Raw genomic sequence first — 21,575 nt, 5'->3', positions numbered from 1 at the left:
CAAGGTCCTCATGACTTGTCGGTGAGGTTTTTGCCGATCATCCGGATCAGGATGATCGCCGCGATGTTGGCTATGACCACGGCAATCAGCCCGCCCGCCGAGGCCATGCCGACGTCGAACTGCAGCAGCGCCTGGATGTAGATCAGGTAAGCCAGGTTGGTCGAGGCAAAGCCCGGCCCGCCGTTGGTCGTGGTGAAGATTTCGGCAAATACCGAAAGCAGGAAGATCGTTTCGATCATCACCACCACGGCGATCGGACGCGCCAGGTGCGGCAGGGTCAGGTGCCAGAAGATCGCCAGCGGACCGGCGCCGTCCAGCCGCGCTGCTTCCTTCTGCTCCTGGTCGAGTGACTGCATGGCGGTCATCAGGATCAGAATGGCGAAGGGCAGCCATTGCCACGACACGATGATGATGATCGACAGCATCGGGTAATGGGCGAACCAGTCAATCGGTTCGGCGCCGAAGAACTTCCACACCGCCGCAAGTACGCCGGACACCGGATGAAAGATCAGGTTTTTCCAGATCAGCGCGCTGACCGTGGGCATGATGAAGAACGGCGAGATCAACAGCACACGGACGATGCCGCGGCCGAAAAACTCACTGGCCTCCAGCAGTGCCGAAATCAGCACGCCGAGGATCACACTGATCGCCAACACACTGCCGACCAGCAGTAATGTATTGCCGGCACCCGGCAAGAAGCCGCTGTCGGTCACGAAATACTGGAAGTTCTCCAGGCCGACGAATTCGTTTTCGCCGGGGGAGAGCAGGTTGTAGCGGATCAGCGAGAAGTAAATGGTCATGCCCAGCGGCACGATCATCCACACCAGCAGAAGCGCCACGGAAGGACTGACCAGAAACCAGCCCGGCTTGAATCGACGGCTTTTGAGCGGTTGCTGTTCGCCGGACAGGTCCGTGCGTTCAGGGGAGGCTGAGGTATTCATGGGGAGCTCCGAACCGGATTGCACCAGAGTTGTTGCGCAGTTGAGCGGCAGGGCGAAAGCATCGGCTTTCGCCCTGGTGCGTGACGGTTACTTTTTCGGGTAACCCGCTCGTTTCATGTCGCGCGCGGTAGCGGTTTGCGCATTCTGCAAGGCCTGATCCACGGTGGACTGACCTATGAGTGCTGCGGAGAACTGCTGACCGACGCTGGTGCCGATGGCCTGGAACTCGGGAATGGTGACCAGTTGAATGCCGACATAAGGCACGGGTTTGAGGGTTGGCGACTTGGGATCAGCCTTCTTCAACGATTCAAGCGTGATGTTGGCAAACGGTGCAGCCTTTTTGTACTCGTCGGTGTAGGTCGAGGCGCGGGTGCCCGGCGGTACGTTGGACACGCCGTCGGTATCGGCAACCAGTTTGGCGTACTCTTTCGAGGTGGCCCACTGGGTGAACTCGGCAGCGTCCTTGGTGTTCTTGGCGCTGGTCGGGATTGCCAGCGACCACGAGTACAGCCACGACGAGCCCTTGTCGGTCACTTCGTGCGGGGCGTAGGTGAAGCCGACGCTGTCGGCCACTTTGCTCTGCTTCTTGTCGGTCACGAACGAACCGGCCACGCTGGCGTCGACCCAGATGGCGCACTTGCCGCTGTTGAACAGCGCAAGGTTCTCGTTGAAGCCATTGCTGGAGGCGCCCGGCGGGCCGGACTGCTTCATGGTGTTGACGTAGAAGTTCAGCGCGTTCTTCCACTCTGGCTGATCGAACTGTGGCGTCCACTGCTCGTCGAACCAGCGTCCGCCATAGGCGTTGGCCAGCGTGGTGATCAGCGCCATGTTCTCGCCCCAGCCAGCCTTGCCGCGCAGGCAGAGGCCGTACTGTTCCTTGGACTTGTCGGTCAGTTTGCCGGCGAACTCGGCAATCTGGGTCCAGGTAGGGCGCTCGGGCATGGTCAGGCCCGCGGCCTTGAACAGGTCGGTGCGGTAGTAGGTGATCGAGGCTTCAGCATAGAACGGCAGGGCGAACAGTTTGCCGTCTACCGACAGGCCGTCGCGCACGGAAGGGAACACATCGTCCAGCGCGTAACTGGCAGGCAGGTCTTTCATTTCCTGTAACCAGCCTTTCTGACCCCAGAGTGAGGCTTCGTACATGCCGATGGTCAGCACGTCGAACTGGCCGCCCTTGGTGGCGATGTCAGTGGTCAGGCGTTGACGCAGGACGTTCTCTTCCAGCACGACCCAGTTGAGCTTGATATCGGGGTGCTGTTCTTCGAAGGTTTTGGAGAGGCGTTGCATGCGAATCATGTCGCTGTTGTTGACCGTGGCGATGGTCACGGTCCCCGCTGTGGCACTGCCACTGAACACGAAACAGGTGCTGAGGACGGAACTGGCGAGCAGAAGTTTTGCTGAGTTCTTCATTGATCACTCCTCTTCCACGCCCAAAGGACTGTAGAAGGATGGTTATTGTTTTTTTCTCTTCCGGAGGTGAGGAAGATGTGCGCTGATTACACCGGCGTTCGGTCTGAAAGACAAATCCTGCGCCGCACTCTGACTGATACTTTTTTGCACTCGGATGCGAAAAGGCAACAGCGCCGAATCGCCCATAGGGCGGCTTCGGCGCAACTCCAGCGTAGACGATGACGGCGAGGGCGGGGCAAATCAGTACAGGTTTTGTTCGGTCAGACGCTGAACGGCGAGGCGACGGTAGTGCGACGGGGTCATGCCCTTGAGTTGCTGAAAACGCCGATTGAAGTTGGAAATATTGTTGAATCCCGACTCGAAGCACACATCGGTGACCGGTTTGTCGCCGTCGGCGAGCAGTTCGCATGATTTGCTGATGCGCAGCCGATTGACGAACTCCACGAAGCAGCGTCCCGTAGCCTGTTTGAACACCCTGGAAAAATAGGTCGGCTTCATGCCCAGATACTCGGCGACTTCCTCCAGCGGTAGCTCGCGGCCATAGTGGGCGAAGATATAATCCACCGCCCGGTTGGTGCGATCCACGCTGTGCTCGTCCGCCGTATGGGCAACCGCTGTGCCCGACAGCAACTGGTAATCTTCACTGGCGGCGAGCAGTTCGAGCAGGATGAAGAAGTGGCCCAGACGAGTAATGCCTCGCGAGTCGGCGATTTTCTGCATTTGCTTCATCGCCTGACGAATCGTGCGTTTGCAGCGAAATTCGATGCCGTAGCGGGCGCGCTCCAATAACGGCGTCAGGGTCTTGAGTTCGGCAAACACCTGATTGCCGCTTTCCAGCAGCTCATCGGTAAAGTTGACCAGCATGTCGCGCTTGGGCACCACTTCACCGTCGTCGATCTGGCTGATCCAGTTATGCGGCAGGTTGGGGCCGGTGAGAAACAGGCTGGCAGGATTGAAGTTGCCGATGTAATCACCGACAAATACCTTGCCGGAGCTGGCGACGATCAGGTGCAGTTCATATTCCTTGTGGAAATGCCAGCGCACCAGCGGGCAGGGGAAACCATGCTCGCGGTAGATGATCGACAGACCGTTGTGGTCGTCCATCAATTCGTAGGAAGGGTCGGCAATTCTTGTTGTTTTATTCATTGGCGATGTCATGTTCATCCGTTGCCAGAAGAGTAATGTGCCTGATTTTTCAGTTCAATGCCCGGTCATTGGCAAAAATCGCCTACGATCGGGCCTCTGCCTGTGGAGGCGTTGACCGATGAAACAGATCCTGCTGATCGGCATGGGGGCCGGGGATCCCGAGCAGATCACCCTGCAGGCCGTTGCGGCCCTGAACCGTGCAGAGGTGATCTTCATCCTCGACAAGGGCTATGTCGACGATCAGTTGCTGAGGCTGCGCAAAGAGCTCTGTCAGCGCTTTATCACTCATGAACGCTACCGTCTGGTGCAAGTTCAGGATCCTCGGCGTGAAGATGATCCGCAGGCCTACGAGCGCGGCATCGAAGGGTGGCACGAACAGCGCGCGATACTCTTCGAGCGGTTGTTGACTGATGAGCTTGGCGTGGATCAGGTCGGCGCGTTTCTGGTCTGGGGCGACCCGTCGCTCTATGACAGCACGATGCGCATCCTTGATCAGGTTCTGGCGCGGGGTAAGGAGGTATTCGAATATCAGGTGATTCCCGGTATCACCAGCGTCCAGAGCCTGGTCGCGCGACACCGGATCCCGCTCAATCGCATCGGCGAGTCGATTCTTGTCACCACCGGCCGACGCATGGCGACAGCTCCGCTGCAGCAGCCCGGCAACGTCGTGGTGATGCTCGACGCGCACTGCACATTCGAGCGTTATGTGGGGCAGGGGCTGGACATCTATTGGGGCGCGTACCTGGGCACGCCGGACGAGATACTGGTGGCCGGCCGGCTCGATGAGGTCTGCGAGAAGATCAAGCGGCTGCGCAGCGAGGCACGCGAGCGCAAGGGGTGGATCATGGATACCTATTTGCTGCGCAAACCGGCATAGGCTCTGCGGGAAAAGTGGCTGCGCTCGGTGATGCTGCGTTAAAAACAGGCTCGTGCGCGAGTCCGATCGGAATGCTCATTTACAAACCGTAGAGTCGAACGCGACCCCGGCCGTTCCTCGCCTGTTTTTGCCTTGCCTGACCTTCGCTCGCCGACTTTTCTCATTGAGCTTAAGCCGGTTTTTCATCCTTGTTGCGATTCTTCGCTTCGATCCACTGCGCCATGTATTTGGTGCTCTTGTGGTGATGGTGCCGCAGCATGGCGCCGGTGAAGTTCGCCAGGCGATGCTCCGCGAGTTCGTTGCGAAGGGTGTCGATGCGTTCGATCAGGCTCGCACAGTGCTGCCGATGCTGAAAGCGCGCCTGCAGCAACGCCTGACCTGCTTGTTGCGCGTCAAGCCAGAGGTTCTGGTCCTTATAAAGCCTGACCGCAGCGCCCGCGATTTCCGCAGGGTTGTCGGCAATGATGCCGGGCCACGGCAGCCCGCCGCTCATGGCCTCCGCACCCACCGGCGTCGTGACTGACGGCGTTCCGCAGAGCATCGCGTCCATCAGCTTGCCCTTGATGCCGGCGCCGAAGCGCAATGGCGCGAGGCACACCCGCGCATTGGACATGACCTCCAGCGCATCCTCGGCCCAGTGCTTCACATGAAAGCCCTGCGAGGCATTGTGCAGCGCCGATGCCTTGGGTGGCGTATAGGCACCGTAGATGTGCAACTGAGCGTCAGGCAGTTGCTGACGAATCAGCGGCCAGATAGCGGTTTTCATCCACAGCACCGCATCCCAGTTGGGCGCATGGCGGAAGTTGCCGATGCTGAGGAAGTGCGCACGCTCTGCAAAAGGCCGGAAGCTGTCGGGCGCGCCGTCGATCATCAGCGGACACCAGTGCAGCAGCGCGGCGGGCAGGCCGAAAGAGCCGCTCAACAGGGCGATTTCGACATCAGACGTCATCAGGTTGAGGTCGCAGCGATACAACGAAGCGATTTCGCGCTGCGCCAGATCACTGGATGCGATCTGCCGGAAAAGCTGCGGCGCTGAAACGTCGGCGCTGCACGGTCCGGCCTCGGCGCAATCGCTGTTAAGCGAATCTTTCAACAACTGATGGCGTGCGTGGCGCAGGCTCTGAAAATCCGACGTTTCCAGAATGCGTAGTGCGTCGGGACACTGCTGCTCGACGCGCCAGCCGAACTGTTCCTCGATCATGAACTGATCGAAGAGCACGACGTCAGGCTGCAATTCGCTGACAAATACGTCAAAACTGCTGTCGTTGAGCGCGATGTGCACTTCGCGGATGCCCAGACCGCGCAGATCGGCGCGGTGCTCGCCTTCGGTGGCAGGGCTGGCAAAGGTGATCTGCCAGTCCTGCTCCAGAAAGCATTGAATCAATTGCATCATGTGCCCGCTGGCAGCCGAGGAACGCGGCTCTGGCCATACGTAGCCGATGATCAATAAGCGGGTGCTGACAGGCTTTTCAGTGCTGTTGAGGGCAGCGTCGATGTCAGTCAAGGCTGTTTCCAAGAATGCTTTTTACCTTGTCACGCAACTGGTCGATGGAGAACGGCTTGCCGATCGAGTGCATGCCTGGCGGCACGTCGATATTTTCGGAGTAACCGCTGGCGAACAGCACCGGCAATTGCGGGCGAAGTTCGATGACCTTTTTGGCCAGTGCGGTGCCTTTCATGTCAGGCAGTCCCTGGTCAGTCATCAGCAGGTCGATGTGATTGGAATCGTCTGCAACAAAGGTCAGTGCCGACGTAGCGTCCTCGGCTTCCAGTACCCTGTATTCCAGCTCTTCGAGCACGTCGACAATCAGCATGCGCACAATGGCGTCGTCTTCGACCACGAGAATGGTGCGGGCTGTGTCGGGCATGGTTGACTCCTTAAACCTGAATAATGGTGATAGCGCAGACAGTGCGGAATTTTGCGCATCCTTTCCCGTCGACTCAGGGTAACCGAGCGAGGGCCTGTCGGCTGTTGATACAGTCCTTGTATCAGTAAATAAAAACCGGGTGGAAGTTCAATCGAGGCACAAATACCGTAAATCGCGAGGGCGAATCACGGGTTGGCGTCATTAATGAATACAGGCGTGAGCTTATCGCCCATTTATGTGTGAAATTTCAATCCTCTATGTCGGAAATAAGAGTGTTTTTCGTAGGTTTACGGCAAACTCTACGGTTTTGATCCACTCGTCAGGGATATTTCATGAATCGGACGTCTGTTGTCGATGAACAACGCTTTCGAAAATTGCTGGGTCGTAACGTTGGCTTGCCATTGGGTGTCGGTGTACTGAGCGCAGTTTTCTTCATTTTGCTGATCAGTTATCTGCTCACTGCAATACAGTGGGTCGAGCACACTGACCGGGTAATCAACAACACCAACCGCTCAATGAAACTGTCGATAGACATGGAAACCGGCATGCGCGGTTTTCTGCTGACGGGTGATCAGCATTTTCTCGACCCCTATGAGGTCGCCAAGCCGCTGTTGCTCGCCGAGCTGCAGGGGCTGGAGAAACTGGTAGACGACAACCCCACGCAACTGGATCGGTTCAGACGTCTGTCCACGCTGCAGCAGGAGTGGAATGCGTTCGCCCAGGACATGATCACGTTACGGCGCACCAACGGCGATTATCAGACGCCGGTGCTGGCCGGACGTGGCAAACGCATCACCGACCAGATCCGTACCGAATATGATCAGGCCGTGGAGATGGAGCAACAACTTCGACTGAACCGCAATGCTGAAGTCACGCGCAGTACCATTCTTTCCGTCACTCTTTATCTGATATTCGTGGTGATCGTCAGCGCAATTCTTGCTTATATCGGTCGCCGTGATCTGCTCTCGCTGTCGAATACTTACAGCGAAAACCTCAGGCTCCAGGAAGTCAACGCCGAGCGCCTGCAGAAGGTGGCCTGGCTGCGCAATGGTCAGAGCGAGCTGGCCGAGCAGGTCCTGGGGCAACTGACGCTGAACATGCTGGGCCGCAATATCCTCCAGTTCCTGACCCAATACCTGGGCGCGTCGGTGGCGGCGGTTTACATTCGCCAAGACCACGGCGGCCTGACGCGCGCAGCCTCGTATGGCTTCTCCCGCGAACAGGAGCAGCAAGATCAGACCATTCACAGTGATGAAGGCATTGTCGGGCAGGCCGCCCAGCAGGACCGCATCATTACGCTGGATGAACTGCCGGATAATTACTTCAAGGTTGCTTCCGGCCTGGGCGACGGTTCACCGCGCAGCGTGGTGGTGGTGCCAACCAGCAATGACGATCAGGTCAACGGGGTGATCGAACTGGGCTTTTTGCGTGCCCTGACCGAGCGGGACATCGAGTTCCTTGAGCTGGTGGCGGACAACGTCGGCACGTCCATCGAAGCCGCCCGTTATCGCCAGCGTCTGCAGGAGGTGCTGGCCGAGACCCAGCAGCTCAACGAAGAGCTGCAGGTGCAGCAGGAAGAACTGCGCACCGCCAATGAGGAACTGGAGGAGCAGTCGCGCATCCTCAAGGAATCCCAGGCCCATCTGGAGACCCAGCAGGCCGAGCTGGAGCAAACCAACGAGCAGTTGGCCGATCAGAGTCAGGCGCTGGCCGATCAGCGCGATGCGCTGGATCGCAACAACGAAGAACTGAATATCGCCCAGGCCGAGTTGCAGGCGCGGGCGGACGAGCTGCAGCGTGCCAGCAAGTACAAGTCCGAGTTCCTCGCCAACATGTCCCACGAGCTGCGCACGCCGCTCAACAGCTCGCTGATTCTCGCCAAACTGCTGGCCGAGAACCCGGGCGAAAACCTCACCGCCGAACAGGTCAAGTTTGCCGAGTCGATCTATTCGGCGGGTAATGACCTGCTGAACCTGATCAACGACATTCTGGATATTTCCAAGGTCGAGGCCGGCAAGCTGGAAGTGCGCCCGGAAAACAGCAGCGTCCCCCGACTGGTCGAAGGTCTGCGGACGCTCTTCCAGCCGCTGGCCGCCGAGAAGAAACTCGCGTTTACCGTCGACATCCAGGCCGGTGCGCCCACCATGCTGTTCACCGATCGCCAGCGTCTTGAGCAGATCCTCAAGAACCTGCTGTCCAACGCCATCAAGTTCACTGAAGCAGGCTCGGTCAGCATGGTCGTTTCGCGTCAGCCGGGCGCGGGTATCGCCTTCATCGTGCGTGATTCGGGCATCGGTATCGCCGAGGAGCATCAGCAGGGTATTTTCGAAGCGTTCCGTCAGGCAGATGGCACCACCAACCGGCGTTATGGCGGTACCGGATTGGGGCTGTCGATTTCACGAGATCTGGCGGCATTGCTGGGCGGGTCGATCAGTGTGACCAGCGCACCGGGGCAGGGCAGTATTTTCAGCCTGGTGCTGCCGGAGCATTACGTCGAGCAAGACGACCGCGAGCTGGGCAGCGATCTGCCAATCGTGCCAGCGCCTGCTGCGCTGCAGCCGTATGCCCCTGTGCTTCCGGTCATTGCGCAGCCTGTTCCGGCACCCGTGCCGATGGATACGCCGGTGCCGGTATTTGCCGACGACCGCGACAAGGCACCTTTCCAGCGACGCTGCATTCTGGTGATCGAAGACGAGGTGCGATTCGCCCAGATTCTCTACGATCTGGCCCACGAACTGGGCTACGACTGTCTGGTGGCGCATGCTGCCGACGATGGCTTCAATCTGGCATCCCGCTACACGCCGGATGCGATCCTGCTGGACATGCGCCTGCCGGACCATTCGGGCCTGACCGTGCTGCAGCGTCTCAAGGAGCTGGCGCCCACCCGGCACATTCCGGTGCACGTGATCTCGGTCGAAGATCGCCAGGAAGCCGCCTTGCATATGGGCGCGATTGGCTACGCGGTCAAGCCGACCACGCGTGAAGAGCTCAAGGACGTGTTCGCCAAGCTGGAAGCCAAGCTGACGCAGAAGGTCAAACGTATCCTGCTGGTCGAGGATGACGCGCTGCAGCGTGACAGCATCGCGCGCCTGATCGGTGACGATGATATTGAAATCACCGCGGTAGGCTTCGCCCAGGAGGCGCTGGACCTGCTGCGCGATCATGTCTACGACTGCATGATCATCGACCTGAAGCTGCCGGACATGCTCGGCAATGAATTGCTCAAACGCATGTCGATGGAAGACATCTGTGCCTTCCCGCCGGTGATCGTCTATACCGGCCGCAACATGACCCGCGATGAAGAAGCCGAGCTGATGAAGTACTCGCGCTCGATCATCATCAAGGGCGCGCGCTCGCCTGAACGGCTGCTCGATGAGGTCACGCTGTTCCTGCACAAGGTCGAGTCGCAACTGTCCAACGAGCGGCAAAAGATGCTCAAGACCGCGCGTAGCCGTGACAAGGTCTTCGAGGCGCGCAAGATCCTCGTGGTCGATGACGATGTGCGAAACATCTTTGCCCTTACCAGCGCGCTCGAACATAAAGGCGCGGTGGTGGAAATCGCTCGCAATGGCCTGGAGGCGATTGCCAGGCTTAATGAAGTGGAAGACATCGATCTGGTCCTGATGGACGTGATGATGCCTGAAATGGACGGTTTTGAAGCGACCATCGAGATTCGCAAAGACCCGCGCTGGCGCAAGCTGCCGATCATTGCCGTCACGGCCAAGGCCATGAAGGATGATCAGGAGCGTTGCCTGCAGGCGGGCTCTAACGATTACCTGGCCAAACCCATCGATCTGGATCGCCTGTTTTCGCTGATCCGCGTCTGGCTGCCGAAGATGGAGCGTATCTGAATGAGGCTTGAATGGAGGGGCGTCTGCTATGCCAGTCCCGGGCGGTACCATGCCCATTGATCGAAGCATGGATATCGAACTGCGCCTGCTGATCGAAGCGATTTACCTTCAGTACAGCTACGACTTTCGTGACTACTCCGGCGCTTCGGTGAAGCGCCGCGTGATCCATGCGCTGCGTCAGTTCGATTGTGCAACCATCTCCGCCTTGCAGGAGCGTGTGCTCCATGATCCTGCAGCGTTCATGCAGCTGCTGCAGATTCTCACGATTCCGGTCAGTGAGATGTTTCGTGACCCGTCGCACTTTCTGGCCATCCGCAACGAAGTCGTTCCGGTACTGCGCACCTACCCGTCACTCAAGGTATGGATCGCCGGTTGCAGCACGGGCGAAGAGGTCTATTCCACGGCTATTCTGTTGCGCGAGGAGGGGTTGCTGGAGCGGACCATCATCTATGCGACCGATATCAACCCCAGCTCGCTGGAAAAGGCCAAGCAGGGCATCTTCTCCATGGACAATGTGCGGGCATACGCCGAGAACTATCGAAAAGCGGGAGGGCAGCGCGATTTTGCCGAGTACTATACGTCTGCCTACGACTACGCGATCTTCGACAAAACGCTGTGCGAGAACGTCACGTTTGCCGATCACAGTCTGGCCACAGATAGTGTATTCTCCGAAACGCAATTTATTTCTTGTCGTAACGTATTGATTTATTTCAATAAAAAGCTTCAGGATCGAGCGTTCGGGTTGTTTCATGATTCGTTGTGTCATCGTGGCTTTCTGGCGTTGGGCAGCAAGGAAACGCTGGAATTCTCCGCCTACGGTGGCGCTTTCGAGGCGCTGGTGAAACCCGAGCGGATTTACCGGAAGTCATGAAAACCACGTTTGGCGCTGACGCGCCCAGCCACTCTTTGCCGGTAGTGGATGCCATTGTGGTCGGTGCGTCGGCGGGCGGCGTGGAAGCACTGCTGAAGATATTCAGCGGCCTGCGCAAAGGGTTTTCATTGCCTATCCTGATGGTCCTGCATCTGCCCGATGATCGGCATAGCCAGTTGGCCAATGTGTTTCAGAACCGTCTGGCAATTCCGGTCAAGGAAGCCGACGACAAGGAGAGCATCGTGCCCGGCACTTTGTACGTTGCGCCAGCGGGCTATCACGTCTCGGTGGAGTCCGACTTTTCCCTGTCACTGAGTCAGGAGGACAAGGTGTTTTATTCAAGGCCCAGTATCGACATTCTGTTCGGTTCGGCCGCTGATGCCTATGCGCCGCGACTGGCTGGCGTGCTGTTGACCGGTGCCAATAATGACGGCGCGAACGGGTTGCTGCAGATCAAGAAGTACGGTGGTTTCACGGTGATTCAGGACCCCGCGCAGGCCCAGGCGTCTACCATGCCTGAAGCGGGCCTGGCGCTGCACTCGCCCGATTACCTCCTTTCCCTGAACGATATTGGCCGCTTGCTGGTCGAGCTGGAACGAACCGCATGTTAAGTGAAATTCAGGCAAAACTGCTCATCGTCGATGATTTGCCGGAAAACCTGCTGGCGCTCGAAGCGCTGATCAAGCGCGGCGATCGAATCGTCTACAAGGCGCTGTCTGCGGACGAAGCACTCTCACTGCTGCTGCAGCACGAATTCGCCATGGCCATCCTCGACGTTCAAATGCCTGGGATGAATGGCTTCGAGCTGGCCGAGATGATGCGCAGCACGGAAAAGACCAAAAGCATTCCGATCGTCTTCGTCAGCGCTGCCGGGCGCGAGCTGAATTACGCCTTCAAGGGCTATGAAAGCGGTGCCGTGGACTTCCTGCACAAGCCGCTGGATATTCACGCGGTAAAGAGCAAGGTCAATGTGTTCGTCGATCTCTACCGTCAGCGCAAGGCCATGAAAATACAGGTCGAGGAGCTTGAGCGCAGTCGTCAGGAGCAGGAAGCCTTGCTCCAGCGTCTACAGTCGACTCAGGGCGAGCTGGAACACGCGATTCGCATGCGTGATGACTTCATGTCCATCGTCTCCCACGAGGTGCGCACGCCGCTCAACGGCCTGATTCTGGAGACCCAGCTGCGCAAGTTGCATCTGGCCAAGGACAACGCCGCGGCGTTTACCATGGAGAAGCTGCGCGCTATGGTCGATCGCGACGAGCGACAGATCCAGAGTCTTATCCGCCTTATCGAAGACATGCTCGACGTATCGAGGATCCGCACCGGCAAGCTGTCGATCAGGCCGAGTCCGTTCGACCTCAGCGAACTGGTCACGCAACTGCTGGAAAGCTTTGCCGCACAGATCGCTGCCGCCGATTCCAGCATCACCCAGTTTGCCGAACAGCCGGTGATCGGCGTCTGGGACGAATTTCGTATCGAGCAGGTGGTTGCCAACCTGCTCACCAACGCGCTGCGCTACGGTGCGCGAAAGCCGATTGAAGTGCATGTTTACAGCAAGGACAGCGAGGCTTTCATCGAAGTCAGGGATCAAGGTATTGGCATTACGGCCGAAAACCAGAAGCGCATCTTTCAGCAGTTCGAGCGGGTGTCGAGCAATCACGCTGTTGCCGGATTGGGTCTTGGGCTGTTCATTTCCGATCAGATCGTCATGGCGCACGGCGGTCGCATCGAAGTGGAAAGTGAAGAGGGCAAGGGTTCGGTGTTTCGTATCTGCCTGCCTCTGTAAGGTCGCCGCCACCGGCAGTCAAGTTTAATCACAGGTTGGCGCAACCTCCCAAGCGTGCCGTGGTCGTAATGGCAGCTATTTATAAGATCAAAGGCAGTTCAATGAGCGCTGATGCAGAAAACGTCGTACTAATCGTCGAAGACGAGCCCCTGATCCTGATGCTTCTGGCCGATTATCTGTCGGGTGAGGGTTATCGTGTCCTGAAAGCCGAGAACGGCGAGCAGGCTTTCGAGATTCTGGCGACCAAACCCCATCTCGACCTGATGATCACCGATTATCGGCTGCCGGGCGGCGTTTCGGGCGTCCAGATTGCCGAGCCTGCGATCATGCTGCGGCCTGAGTTGAAGGTGATTTTCATCAGCGGTTACCCGGCGGAGATACTCGATTCGGGCAGCCCGATTGCGCTGAAGGCACCCATTCTCGCCAAGCCCTTCACCATGGACACCTTGCATACGCAGATTCAGAAACTGCTGGCTTGATGATGACTGCGCGGGCAACTGGACGAGTCTGTGCTACCTGGAGCCTGAGCATTGCTCAGGCTTCTATCATTTCCCGTACTTTTGAAGTCAGGTGATCGAAGGCAAAGGGCTTGGTGATCAATTGCATCCCTGTGTCCAGAAAGCCTCCTCGTACCGCCGCATGTTCAGCGTAGCCGGTAATGAACAGCACCTTGAGCTCCGGCCGCAGTTGTCTGGCTATTTCCGCCAGCTGCCTGCCGTTCATGCCTGGCAGTCCGACATCGCTGATCAACAGATCGATGCGCTGTCCTGATTCGAGTATCGGCACCGCGTCCGACGCTTCTCCGGCCTCGATGAAGGTGTAGCCCAGCTCACCGAGCACCTCACTGACCAGCGTACGCACGGCCGGGTCGTCTTCGACGATCAACACGGTCTCGCCATTCTCGGCATAAACCGCATTGCTCTGGAAAGTCTGCTCGGCCTCAGACGCAAGCCCCTTAAAGCGCGGCAGAAACAGTTGTACGGTAGTACCGACGCCGACCTCGCTCTTGATCAGGACATGGCCGTGCGATTGCTTGCTGAAGCCGTAAATCATCGAAAGCCCCAGGCCAGTGCCCTGGCCGATGGGTTTGGTGGTGAAGAAGGGGTCGAACGCCCGACTGATGACGGTTTCAGGCATGCCGCAGCCATTGTCACTGACGCTCAGCGCGACATAGTCACCTGGCAGCAGGTTCTCGTAGGCGTTGGTGAACGATCTGTCCAGCTGCTGATTGGAGGTCTCGACCACCAGCGTACCGCCATCAGGCATGGCATCGCGGGCATTGAGTACCAGATTGAGCAGGGCGCTCTCCAACTGGTTGGGGTCGGCTTCTGCGGTCCACAGATCGTGCGCAAGACGCAGTTGCAGGTGAATGCTCTCGTTGACGCTGCGCTGCAGCAGTTCGTCCATGGCATTGACCAGATGGTTCATTTCGACCGGCTTGGAGTCCAGCGACTGACGCCGCGAGAAGGCCAGCAGCCGATGGGTCAGGGCGGCCGCGCGGTTAGCCGATGTGACCCCCAGATCGATCAAGCCATTCAGGTCTTCGATGCGGCCACGCGCCAGCCGGCGTCTTATCAACTCCAGGCTGCCGATAATGCCGGTCAGCATGTTGTTGAAGTCATGGGCAATCCCGCCGGTCAACTGGCCGACCGCTTCCATTTTCTGTGACTGGCGCAGAATCTCCTCTTTGTGACGCAACTGCGAGGTTCGCTCTTCAACCTGTTGTTCGAGCGTTTCGTTGAGGCGGCGCAATTGCGACTCGGCCTGTTTGCGCTCGGTGATGTCAGAGGTCACACCGGCAAGGGAGCCGATCAGGCCGTTCTTGCTGCGAGTGGCCCGGGCGCGTACATCCACCCAATTGAGTGAGCCATCCGGCCAGACATTACGGTATTCGATGATCAAGTCGACACCGGTGTCCAGGCTGCGCTGCAGCGCCGATTGCATCCTCGGTTGGTCTTCGGAGTAGACGGCGGCCAGCCACTCTTCGTAATCAAGCGTGTTCTGCTCGTCGCGACCGTAGTGACTTTTGGTGATGTCCGAACAGGTCAGCTTGAGGTGTTCCGCTTCCAGTACCCATGAGCCCAGCCTGCCAGCCTTCAGGGCGTTCTGCAGGCGGCCCTCACTTTCGTGCAGGTCCTCCATGCGCGCCCGGGCTTCATACTGGCGTCTACGACCACGCACAGCCGTCATTACCAGACTGACCAGCGTGACGGGATGGAAAGGGCGTTCAAGAAAGGTCACGTTGCCTAGCAGAGTGCCCATGCGTGCGGAAGGGTTGTGATCCGGTCCGCCGTGATGGGTCAGCAAGACGATGGGCAGGTCCGACCAGGGTGGCTGACGGCCGAGGAGTTCGAGCAACGGGGTCATGTCGGCGTTGCGCAGTGCCTCGTCGGCGATAATCGCCAGGCCAGCGCCCGCGCTCAGCTCTCTGACCAGCTCGGGCACATCATGGGCTACCGTTGACGGATAGCCCGCTTCGTCGAGAATACGCGAGGCGATCTGGCTGTCCCGCCCGCGTGGGGCGAGAATGATCGCGCGCTCTGACAACAGACCTGGAGTACTCACAGGTCGTCATCCTCCAGCAGCGGTTTCTTGTCGCCCATGTACGACGGCACACCGCGCAGCACGCCCTGAAAGGCCGCCAGCGGTTCGCCGATTTTCAGTCCGCTGGAACTGATGCGGTACTCTCGGATAGTGGATTCGTGAGTGCCGGTACGTTTCTTGATGATCGATATGGCACGGCGTACCTGACCCAGCGCTTCGAAATAGCGCAACAGAATCACGCTGTCGGCAAGGTAGGTAATGTCCACCGGCGAGCGCATGTCGCCCACCAGTCCGTGTTGCGCTACGGTCATGAAGGTCGAGGCGCCCTGGCGGTTGAGGTAGAGCAGCAGCTCGTGCATATGCAGAACCAGCGCGCTTTCTTCCGGCATTGCCGCCTGATAGCCGTTGATACTGTCGATGACGACGGTCTTTATCTGCTTTCTATCGACTGCGCGCCGCACGCGGTGTGCGAATTCACCTGGGGACAGCTCTGCCGCGTCGATCTGTTCGACCACCAGATTGCCGGTTTCCTGCAGCGCACGCAGGTCGATACCCAGTTTGAGCATGCGCTCGAACAGCAGGCCCATTTCCTCGTCGAATATGAACAGGCCGACACGCTCGCCGCGCGCCACCGCCTGTGCGGCAAAAACCAGCGAGATGAGCGATTTCCCGGTCCCGGCCGGACCGAGAATCAGGGTGCTGGAGCCGCCCTCGATGCCGCCGCCCAGCAGATCGTCCAGCTCCTTGATGCCACTGCTCAATTGAGTGCGCGCGTAGTTGGAGCGGTGCTCGGCAGCCACCAGGCGCGGGAAGACTTGAATACCGTTCTCGGCAATGTTGAAGTCATGAAAACCACCGCGGTACTTCTGGCCACGGTATTTGACGATTTTCAAACGTCTGCGCTCGGCGCCGTAAGTAGGTGTCAGTGCTTCGAGGCGGATAACGCCGTGGGCAACGCTGTGCACAGTCTTGTCCAGCGCCTCGGTGGTCAGGTCATCCAGCAGCAGGACCGTCGCGTTATAACGAGTGAAATAATGCTTGATGGCCAGAATCTGGCGCCTGTAGCGCAACGAGCTCTGCGCCAGAAGACGGATTTCCGAGAGGCTGTCGATCACCACACGGGTGGGTTTTACGCGCTCGACCACCTCGAATATCTGCCGCGTCGCCTCACCCAGTTCCAGGTCGGAGGAGTAGAGCAGGCTCTGGTGGTGATCGGCGTCGAGCAGGCTTTCAGGCGGCGTCAGTTCGAAGATATTGATATGTTCGTCGAGCTCCCAGCCGTGCGAGGCTGCACCCGAGCGCAACTCGCTTTCAGTCTCGGACAGGGTGATGTACAGGGATATTTCGCCCGCTGCCGCTCCGGCCTGCAGAAATTGCAGGGCCACAGTTGTCTTGCCGGTTCCGGGCTCTCCCTCAAGAAGAAACACATGACTGCGTGAAAGACCTCCTGCAAGGATGTCGTCCAGGCCTTCAATGCCGGTTGCCGCTTTTGACGTATTCAAGTATCGCCCTCTGATAACCGCACAGGTTTTGTTGCTATTCATTACTGGACCTTAAGGTGATGCTGCCGTTCCCTCTATTTGAGGGGGGCGGCCATATCCAATATAGCTGTGCGGGTGGTTTGCGGGTCCGGCGAATGTCAGTTCAGCCCGGTTACGATGTATCGGGTGCTGTTGTTATAGTCCTGCACCTGAACACCCCAATCTGCCTGAGGATCACGTCGTGACCGATTATCAAAGTTTCCGGGTCGAGCTGGCCGACAGCATTGCTCACGTACAAATCAACCGGCCTGAAAAACTCAACGCAATGAACGAGTCGTTCTGGACGGAGATAATCGACATTTTCGACTGGATAGAGCGCACTGACGAGGTACGCGTCGTGGTACTCAGCGGTGCGGGCAAACACTTTTCGTCAGGCATCGATCTGGCTCTGCTGGCCTCGGTCGCCAGCCAGATGGGCAAGGATGCCGGGCGTAATGCCCGTCTGTTGCGGCGCAAGATCCGCGACATGCAGGCCTCGTTCACTACCGTGGACAATTGCCGAAAACCGGTTCTCGCCGCCATTCAAGGCTATTGCCTGGGCGGCGCCATCGACCTGATTTCCGCGTGTGACATGCGTTATGCGGCGGCCGACGCGCAGTTCGCCATTCGCGAGATCGACATGGGCATGGCCGCCGATGTCGGCACGCTGCAAAGGCTGCCAAGGATCATCGGTGATGGTGTGTTGCGCGAACTGGCCTACACCGGGCGTACCGTCGGCGCTGAAGAGGCGCAACGGATCGGGCTGGTCAATCGCACCTTCGATGACCCGGACGGTCTGTTGCAGGGTGTCCTGGCGGTGGCTCGGGAAATAGCCGGCAAATCGCCCCTCGCCATTGAGGGCACCAAGCAAATGATCAGCTACATGCGTGATCACAGAGTGGAGGACGGTCTCGAACACGTTGCCATCTGGAACGCAGCCATGCTGCAATCACCTGACCTGAAATTGGCGATGGCTGCGCAGATGAGCAAGCAGAAGCCGGTCTTCGATAATTGATACATGACAAAGGCTCGAGTCTGAGCTAAGGAGTTTCCCATGTCGCGCCCGGAGCGTTGGACAACTGCAGTTCTGGATGTCGAGGCCCCTGGCGGTTTGGCTGTGGTTCAGGGGGATCAGGGTTTTTTGCTGGATGCCAATGGGGTGCTGTTCCCCAGAAACTGGCTGGCCGCGCAGGAGCTGCCGATACAGAGCGAGCATGGCATCGGCTATTTCGACGGGGAGCCTGTCTACCTGCTGGTGCTGGAACGCTCGGTTAGCGTCGAGGGTTGCGCCTGGCAGGGCTTGCGTCAGTTCATGCTGGAAGGCGATTTCGCTGTTTTCCAGATGCTCGGCTACGCCGCGCAAGTCAGCACATGGGCCAGAGAACACCGTTTCTGCGGTGCCTGCGGTCGTCCCACCGTGCAGATTCGCGGAGAGCGGGCGATGTTCTGCGAGCACGATAACCTGCGGCTGTACCCGCGTATTTCGCCGAGCATGATCGTGCTGGTTACTCGGGGTGATGAAGTCCTGCTGGCCCGCTCACCGCGTTTCGTCACCGGTATGTACAGCGCACTGGCCGGGTTCGTGGAGCCGGGTGAGTCTGCCGAGGACTGCGTACACCGCGAGGTGATGGAAGAGGTGCAGGTACGCATCAAGAACCTCAAGTACCGGGGCAGCCAGTGCTGGCCGTTCCCGCACTCGATGATGCTCGGGTTCCATGCCGAATACGAAAGCGGCGAAATCGTCCCACAGGCAGAAGAAATCGAAGACGCGCGCTGGTTTCATGTCGATGACCTGCCGCCGTTACCGGCCAATCGGTCAATTGCCCGTTACCTTATCGAGGCGTATCTGGCTGAGCGTTCAGGCGCCCCCGAACCAGTGCTGCCAGGCTAGGCGCACGGTCAGACCCAGCACCACGGTGATGAATACCGGGCGGATGAATTTGGCTCCGCCCTTGATCGCGGTGCCTGCGCCGAAGTAGGCACCAAGCATCACCGCAAGGCCCATGCTCAGGCCGATGATGTAATCCACCTGGCCAGAAAAGATGAACACCGACAATGCCACGGCATTACTGACGAAGTTCATGCTGCGCGCCACGCCGCTGGCCTTGACCAGATCCACCGGGTAGAGCAGCAGGGTACTGACTGTCCAGAAGGCACCGGTACCCGGCCCGGCAACACCGTCGTAGAAACCCAGTCCCAGTCCTTGCGGCAGCTGCCATTTCTTCTTGATCGGCGCATTGCTGTCCAGGGGCGCCTTGGGCGTGCCGCCAAACAACAAGTACAGCCCGCAACCGAACACAATCACCGGCAACATCTGGTTCAGCCATTCGGCTGGCAGGTAATGGGCGATCACCGCGCCCAGCGCAGCACCGACGGCAGTGCCGAGCACTGCATGCAGCCATTGTCTTGGGTCAAACAGCTTGCGACGGTAGAAGGTGAAACTGGCCGTCGCTGAACCAAAGGTCGAGCTGAGCTTGTTGGTGCCCAACACCAGATGCGGCGGCAGGCCGGCGGTCATCAGCGCAGGGGTGGTCAGCAGTCCGCCGCCACCGGCGATGGCATCTATGAATCCCGCTATGAAAGCGACCACGGCAAGAATGGCGAGGGTGGTCAGGTCGACGCTGAGTTCAAAAGGCATGGTGGCAGAGGGCTTATGGCGAGGACGGCAAGGGGGCAGAATGGCTGCCCGAACGTGGCGCATTCTACCCCTTGTACAACGTTTGCAGGAAGTCAGATGTCGGTGAGCGCGACCCAGCGTTGCTCGGCAGCGGCCACGCGAATGGCCGTCGCCAGGCGCTCGATTTGCCACGCTTCCTCGAAGTCCGGGCCACGGCTGCGCTGACCGCATACGGCCTGGATGAGCGCTTGTACTTCGAGCGCCTTGAGCTCGTTGTAGCCCAACTGGTGGCCGGGAGCCGGGCAGAATGCGGCGTAACCCGGTTGTGCAGGGCCTGCCAGCAGACGCTGAAAACCATCGCGCCCGGCTGCGCCTGTACGATAGAGGCGCAGCTCGTTAAGCCGCTCCTGATCGAACGCCAGCGTGCCCTTGGTGCCGCTGATCTCGAAACTCAGGTGGTTTTTGTAGCCGTGTTTGAGCCAACTGCTGCTGAAGGTTCCGCGCGCACCGTTGGCAAAGCGCAGTAGCGCGTGGGTCTGGTCGTCCACTGCAATGGCGCGCATCTGCTGGCTGCCGAGGCTCGCCGGGCGTTCACGGTGTACGGTGCTGGAGTCGGCGCAGACTGCTTCGACGTCGCCCAGCAAATGACGAGCCATCGCCAGCAAATGGCTGCCCAGATCGGCCAGCGCACCGCCCGCATGCGCCGCTTCACAGCGCCATGACCAAGGTGACGCCGGATTACCCATGAAATCCTCGCTGAACTCGCCCTGAAAGCTGACGATCTCGCCCAGCTCGCCGGCTTCGATCATTTCTCTGGCAAGGCCGATCATCGGGTTGTGCTGGTAGTTGTAGCCGACCTGGGTGACGACCCCCGCAGCCTTGGCGCTACGGCGCATTTCATCGGCCTGGGCGAGGCTCACGGCCAGCGGCTTTTCGCAATACACGGCCTTGCCTGCAGCGATGGCGGCCATGGCCATGGGAAAGTGCAGGTGATTGGGGGTGGTAATCGCCACGATCTGCACGTACGGATCATCGATCAACTGCTGCCAGTCAGCGTGGCTGCGGTCGAACCCCCAGGCGCTTGCGCATTGCTCGGCGCGCGCACTGTCGGCGTCCGCCAGCGCGGAGAGCCGTATACGTGCAGGCAGATCAAGCGCGGCGTTGGCGTTGCCGAACGCCAACGCATGGGCGCGGCCCATGAAGCCGGTGCCGATCAGTCCGATACCCAATTGCGCAGGTGATGTGGAAAGGGATTCCCGCATGACATTCTCCAGAAAGGATTGTTGTTATGCGGAAAATATATTCCATATATTTTAATAGTGGAAAATTAATTCAATTTCTTTTTGCCAGTCGCGTGAGCCTTCAGGATAAGAAGCCGCCGTCGACGTTCAGCGCCACACCGGTGGTATAGCTGGAGGCCTCACTGGCAAGGTAAAGCACCGCGCCGGCCATCTCGCTCGGAGCGGCAACGCGTTTCAGTGGGATTTGCGACAGCGCCATGTTGAGGATCGCGTCGTTCTTGACCAGTGCCGATGCGAACTTGGTGTCAGTCAAACCGGGAAGCAGGGCGTTGCAACGGATGCCGAACTCAGCGCACTCCTTGGCAAACACCTTGGTCATGTTGACCACGGCTGCCTTGGTCATTGAATAGACGCCTTGATAGGCGCCCGGCGATATCGCGTTGATGGACGCCACGTTGATGATGCTGCCGCCGCCGTTTTCGCGCATCAGCTTGCCGGCTTCGACGGACATGAAAAAGTAGCCGCGAATGTTGACGTCGATGGTCTTCTGAAAGGCGCCGGGATCGGTGTCCAGCACGTTGCAGAACTGCGGGTTGGTGGCGGCGTTGTTGACCAACACATCCAGGCGCCCGAACTGTTGGCGAATCTGCGCGAATGCACTGCTTATCTGTTCCAGCTCACCGATGTGGCAGGCAATGGCTGTTGCCTTGCCACCCTCGCTGACGATGGCGTCCGCCACCGCCTGGCAACCCTCGAGCCTGCGACTTGAGACGATAACGTGCGCGCCTTGCTGGGCCAGCAGCCGAGCAATGGCTTCACCGATTCCTCGGCTGGCACCTGAAACGAATGCAACCTTGCCATCAAGGTCGAAGAGCTGGGTTCTGGACATGTCATTTCCTTGTC

The 21,575-nt window shown here is 58.9% G+C and carries 18 protein-coding genes; 8 read left to right on the top strand and 10 right to left on the bottom strand.

Features of this window, described 5'->3' with window-relative positions; genetic code table 11:
* Nucleotides 1-8 precede the first annotated feature (8 nt).
* From JOE29_RS12585 to JOE29_RS12575, 3 genes are all read right to left on the bottom strand, one after another.
* Nucleotides 9-941, bottom strand: a complete 933-nt coding sequence (locus tag JOE29_RS12585) for a sugar ABC transporter permease (RefSeq protein ID WP_003318051.1) — start codon at nucleotides 939-941, stop codon at nucleotides 9-11.
* An 87-nt stretch (nucleotides 942-1,028) separates the two neighbouring features.
* A complete protein-coding gene (locus tag JOE29_RS12580) occupies nucleotides 1,029-2,351 on the bottom strand; it encodes a sugar ABC transporter substrate-binding protein (protein WP_016568059.1) in 1,323 nt (440 codons plus the stop codon).
* 240 nt (nucleotides 2,352-2,591) lie between these two features.
* The gene (locus tag JOE29_RS12575) at nucleotides 2,592-3,497 is read right to left on the bottom strand and encodes an AraC family transcriptional regulator (RefSeq protein WP_003420778.1); all 906 of its coding nucleotides are present in this window, start codon (nucleotides 3,495-3,497) and stop codon (nucleotides 2,592-2,594) included.
* Nucleotides 3,498-3,615: 118 nt separating this feature from the next.
* Between JOE29_RS12575 and cobF the strand changes: the two genes are divergently transcribed.
* Nucleotides 3,616-4,374 (top strand): precorrin-6A synthase (deacetylating), encoded by a 759-nt coding sequence (cobF, locus tag JOE29_RS12570; protein WP_210079563.1) that lies wholly within the window; start codon nucleotides 3,616-3,618, stop codon nucleotides 4,372-4,374.
* A 169-nt stretch (nucleotides 4,375-4,543) separates the two neighbouring features.
* Here cobF and JOE29_RS12565 read toward each other — a convergent pair whose 3' ends face one another.
* Both JOE29_RS12565 and JOE29_RS12560 read right to left on the bottom strand, forming a co-directional pair.
* Complete coding sequence (locus tag JOE29_RS12565) at nucleotides 4,544-5,878, bottom strand: glycosyltransferase family 4 protein (RefSeq protein ID WP_210079562.1); 1,335 nt, start codon at nucleotides 5,876-5,878, stop codon at nucleotides 4,544-4,546.
* Nucleotides 5,871-6,242 (bottom strand): response regulator, encoded by a 372-nt coding sequence (locus JOE29_RS12560; protein ID WP_003318056.1) that lies wholly within the window; start codon nucleotides 6,240-6,242, stop codon nucleotides 5,871-5,873. Before JOE29_RS12560 ends, JOE29_RS12565 begins: the two co-directional genes overlap by 8 nt.
* 332 nt (nucleotides 6,243-6,574) lie before the next feature.
* Here JOE29_RS12560 and JOE29_RS12555 point away from each other — a divergent pair, with 332 nt between their 5' ends.
* The 5 genes from JOE29_RS12555 to JOE29_RS12535 all read left to right on the top strand — a co-directional run bounded on the left by JOE29_RS12555 (nucleotide 6,575) and on the right by JOE29_RS12535 (nucleotide 13,229).
* Complete coding sequence (locus JOE29_RS12555) at nucleotides 6,575-10,093, top strand: response regulator (protein ID WP_210079561.1); 3,519 nt, start codon at nucleotides 6,575-6,577, stop codon at nucleotides 10,091-10,093.
* A 49-nt stretch (nucleotides 10,094-10,142) separates the two neighbouring features.
* Nucleotides 10,143-10,964 carry a CheR family methyltransferase gene (locus JOE29_RS12550; protein ID WP_003347171.1) on the top strand — a complete coding sequence of 274 codons (822 nt, stop codon included), beginning with the start codon at nucleotides 10,143-10,145 and terminating at the stop codon, nucleotides 10,962-10,964.
* Nucleotides 10,961-11,575: a chemotaxis protein CheB gene (locus JOE29_RS12545; protein ID WP_004404758.1), complete on the top strand. Its 615-nt coding sequence runs from the start codon at nucleotides 10,961-10,963 to the stop codon at nucleotides 11,573-11,575. The genes JOE29_RS12550 and JOE29_RS12545 overlap by 4 nt, the downstream gene beginning before the upstream one ends.
* Nucleotides 11,569-12,750, top strand: a complete 1,182-nt coding sequence (locus JOE29_RS12540) for a hybrid sensor histidine kinase/response regulator (RefSeq protein ID WP_003318061.1) — start codon at nucleotides 11,569-11,571, stop codon at nucleotides 12,748-12,750. The genes JOE29_RS12545 and JOE29_RS12540 overlap by 7 nt, the downstream gene beginning before the upstream one ends.
* A gap of 101 nt (nucleotides 12,751-12,851) precedes the next feature.
* Nucleotides 12,852-13,229: a response regulator gene (locus JOE29_RS12535; protein ID WP_003318062.1), complete on the top strand. Its 378-nt coding sequence runs from the start codon at nucleotides 12,852-12,854 to the stop codon at nucleotides 13,227-13,229.
* A 55-nt stretch (nucleotides 13,230-13,284) separates the two neighbouring features.
* Here JOE29_RS12535 and JOE29_RS12530 read toward each other — a convergent pair whose 3' ends face one another.
* Together JOE29_RS12530 and JOE29_RS12525 are read right to left on the bottom strand one after the other, a co-directional pair.
* Complete coding sequence (locus JOE29_RS12530) at nucleotides 13,285-15,315, bottom strand: response regulator (RefSeq protein WP_210079560.1); 2,031 nt, start codon at nucleotides 15,313-15,315, stop codon at nucleotides 13,285-13,287.
* A complete protein-coding gene (locus JOE29_RS12525) occupies nucleotides 15,312-16,796 on the bottom strand; it encodes an ATPase domain-containing protein (protein WP_024650114.1) in 1,485 nt (494 codons plus the stop codon). The genes JOE29_RS12530 and JOE29_RS12525 overlap by 4 nt, the downstream gene beginning before the upstream one ends.
* 220 nt (nucleotides 16,797-17,016) lie before the next feature.
* Between JOE29_RS12525 and JOE29_RS12520 the strand changes: the two genes are divergently transcribed.
* Nucleotides 17,017-17,829: a crotonase/enoyl-CoA hydratase family protein gene (locus JOE29_RS12520; protein WP_058446082.1), complete on the top strand. Its 813-nt coding sequence runs from the start codon at nucleotides 17,017-17,019 to the stop codon at nucleotides 17,827-17,829.
* A 39-nt stretch (nucleotides 17,830-17,868) separates the two neighbouring features.
* Complete coding sequence (gene nudC, locus JOE29_RS12515) at nucleotides 17,869-18,705, top strand: NAD(+) diphosphatase (protein WP_057406587.1); 837 nt, start codon at nucleotides 17,869-17,871, stop codon at nucleotides 18,703-18,705.
* Here nudC and JOE29_RS12510 read toward each other — a convergent pair.
* From JOE29_RS12510 to JOE29_RS12500, 3 genes are all read right to left on the bottom strand, one after another.
* Complete coding sequence (locus JOE29_RS12510) at nucleotides 18,673-19,452, bottom strand: TSUP family transporter (protein WP_003318068.1); 780 nt, start codon at nucleotides 19,450-19,452, stop codon at nucleotides 18,673-18,675. The genes nudC and JOE29_RS12510 overlap by 33 nt on opposite strands.
* A 92-nt stretch (nucleotides 19,453-19,544) precedes the next feature.
* On the bottom strand, nucleotides 19,545-20,693 hold the full coding sequence (locus tag JOE29_RS12505) for a Gfo/Idh/MocA family oxidoreductase (protein WP_058446083.1): 1,149 nt from the start codon (nucleotides 20,691-20,693) through the stop codon (nucleotides 19,545-19,547).
* Nucleotides 20,694-20,793: 100 nt separating this feature from the next.
* Nucleotides 20,794-21,561, bottom strand: coding sequence for an SDR family oxidoreductase (locus JOE29_RS12500; RefSeq protein WP_044312875.1), 768 nt, complete (start codon nucleotides 21,559-21,561; stop codon nucleotides 20,794-20,796).
* Nucleotides 21,562-21,575: the final 14 nt, after the last annotated feature.

Source organism: Pseudomonas sp. PvP009, from assembly GCF_017832995.1.
GTDB classification, from domain to species: domain Bacteria; phylum Pseudomonadota; class Gammaproteobacteria; order Pseudomonadales; family Pseudomonadaceae; genus Aquipseudomonas; species Aquipseudomonas syringae.
This window is presented reverse-complemented; position numbering and strand designations above follow the sequence as displayed.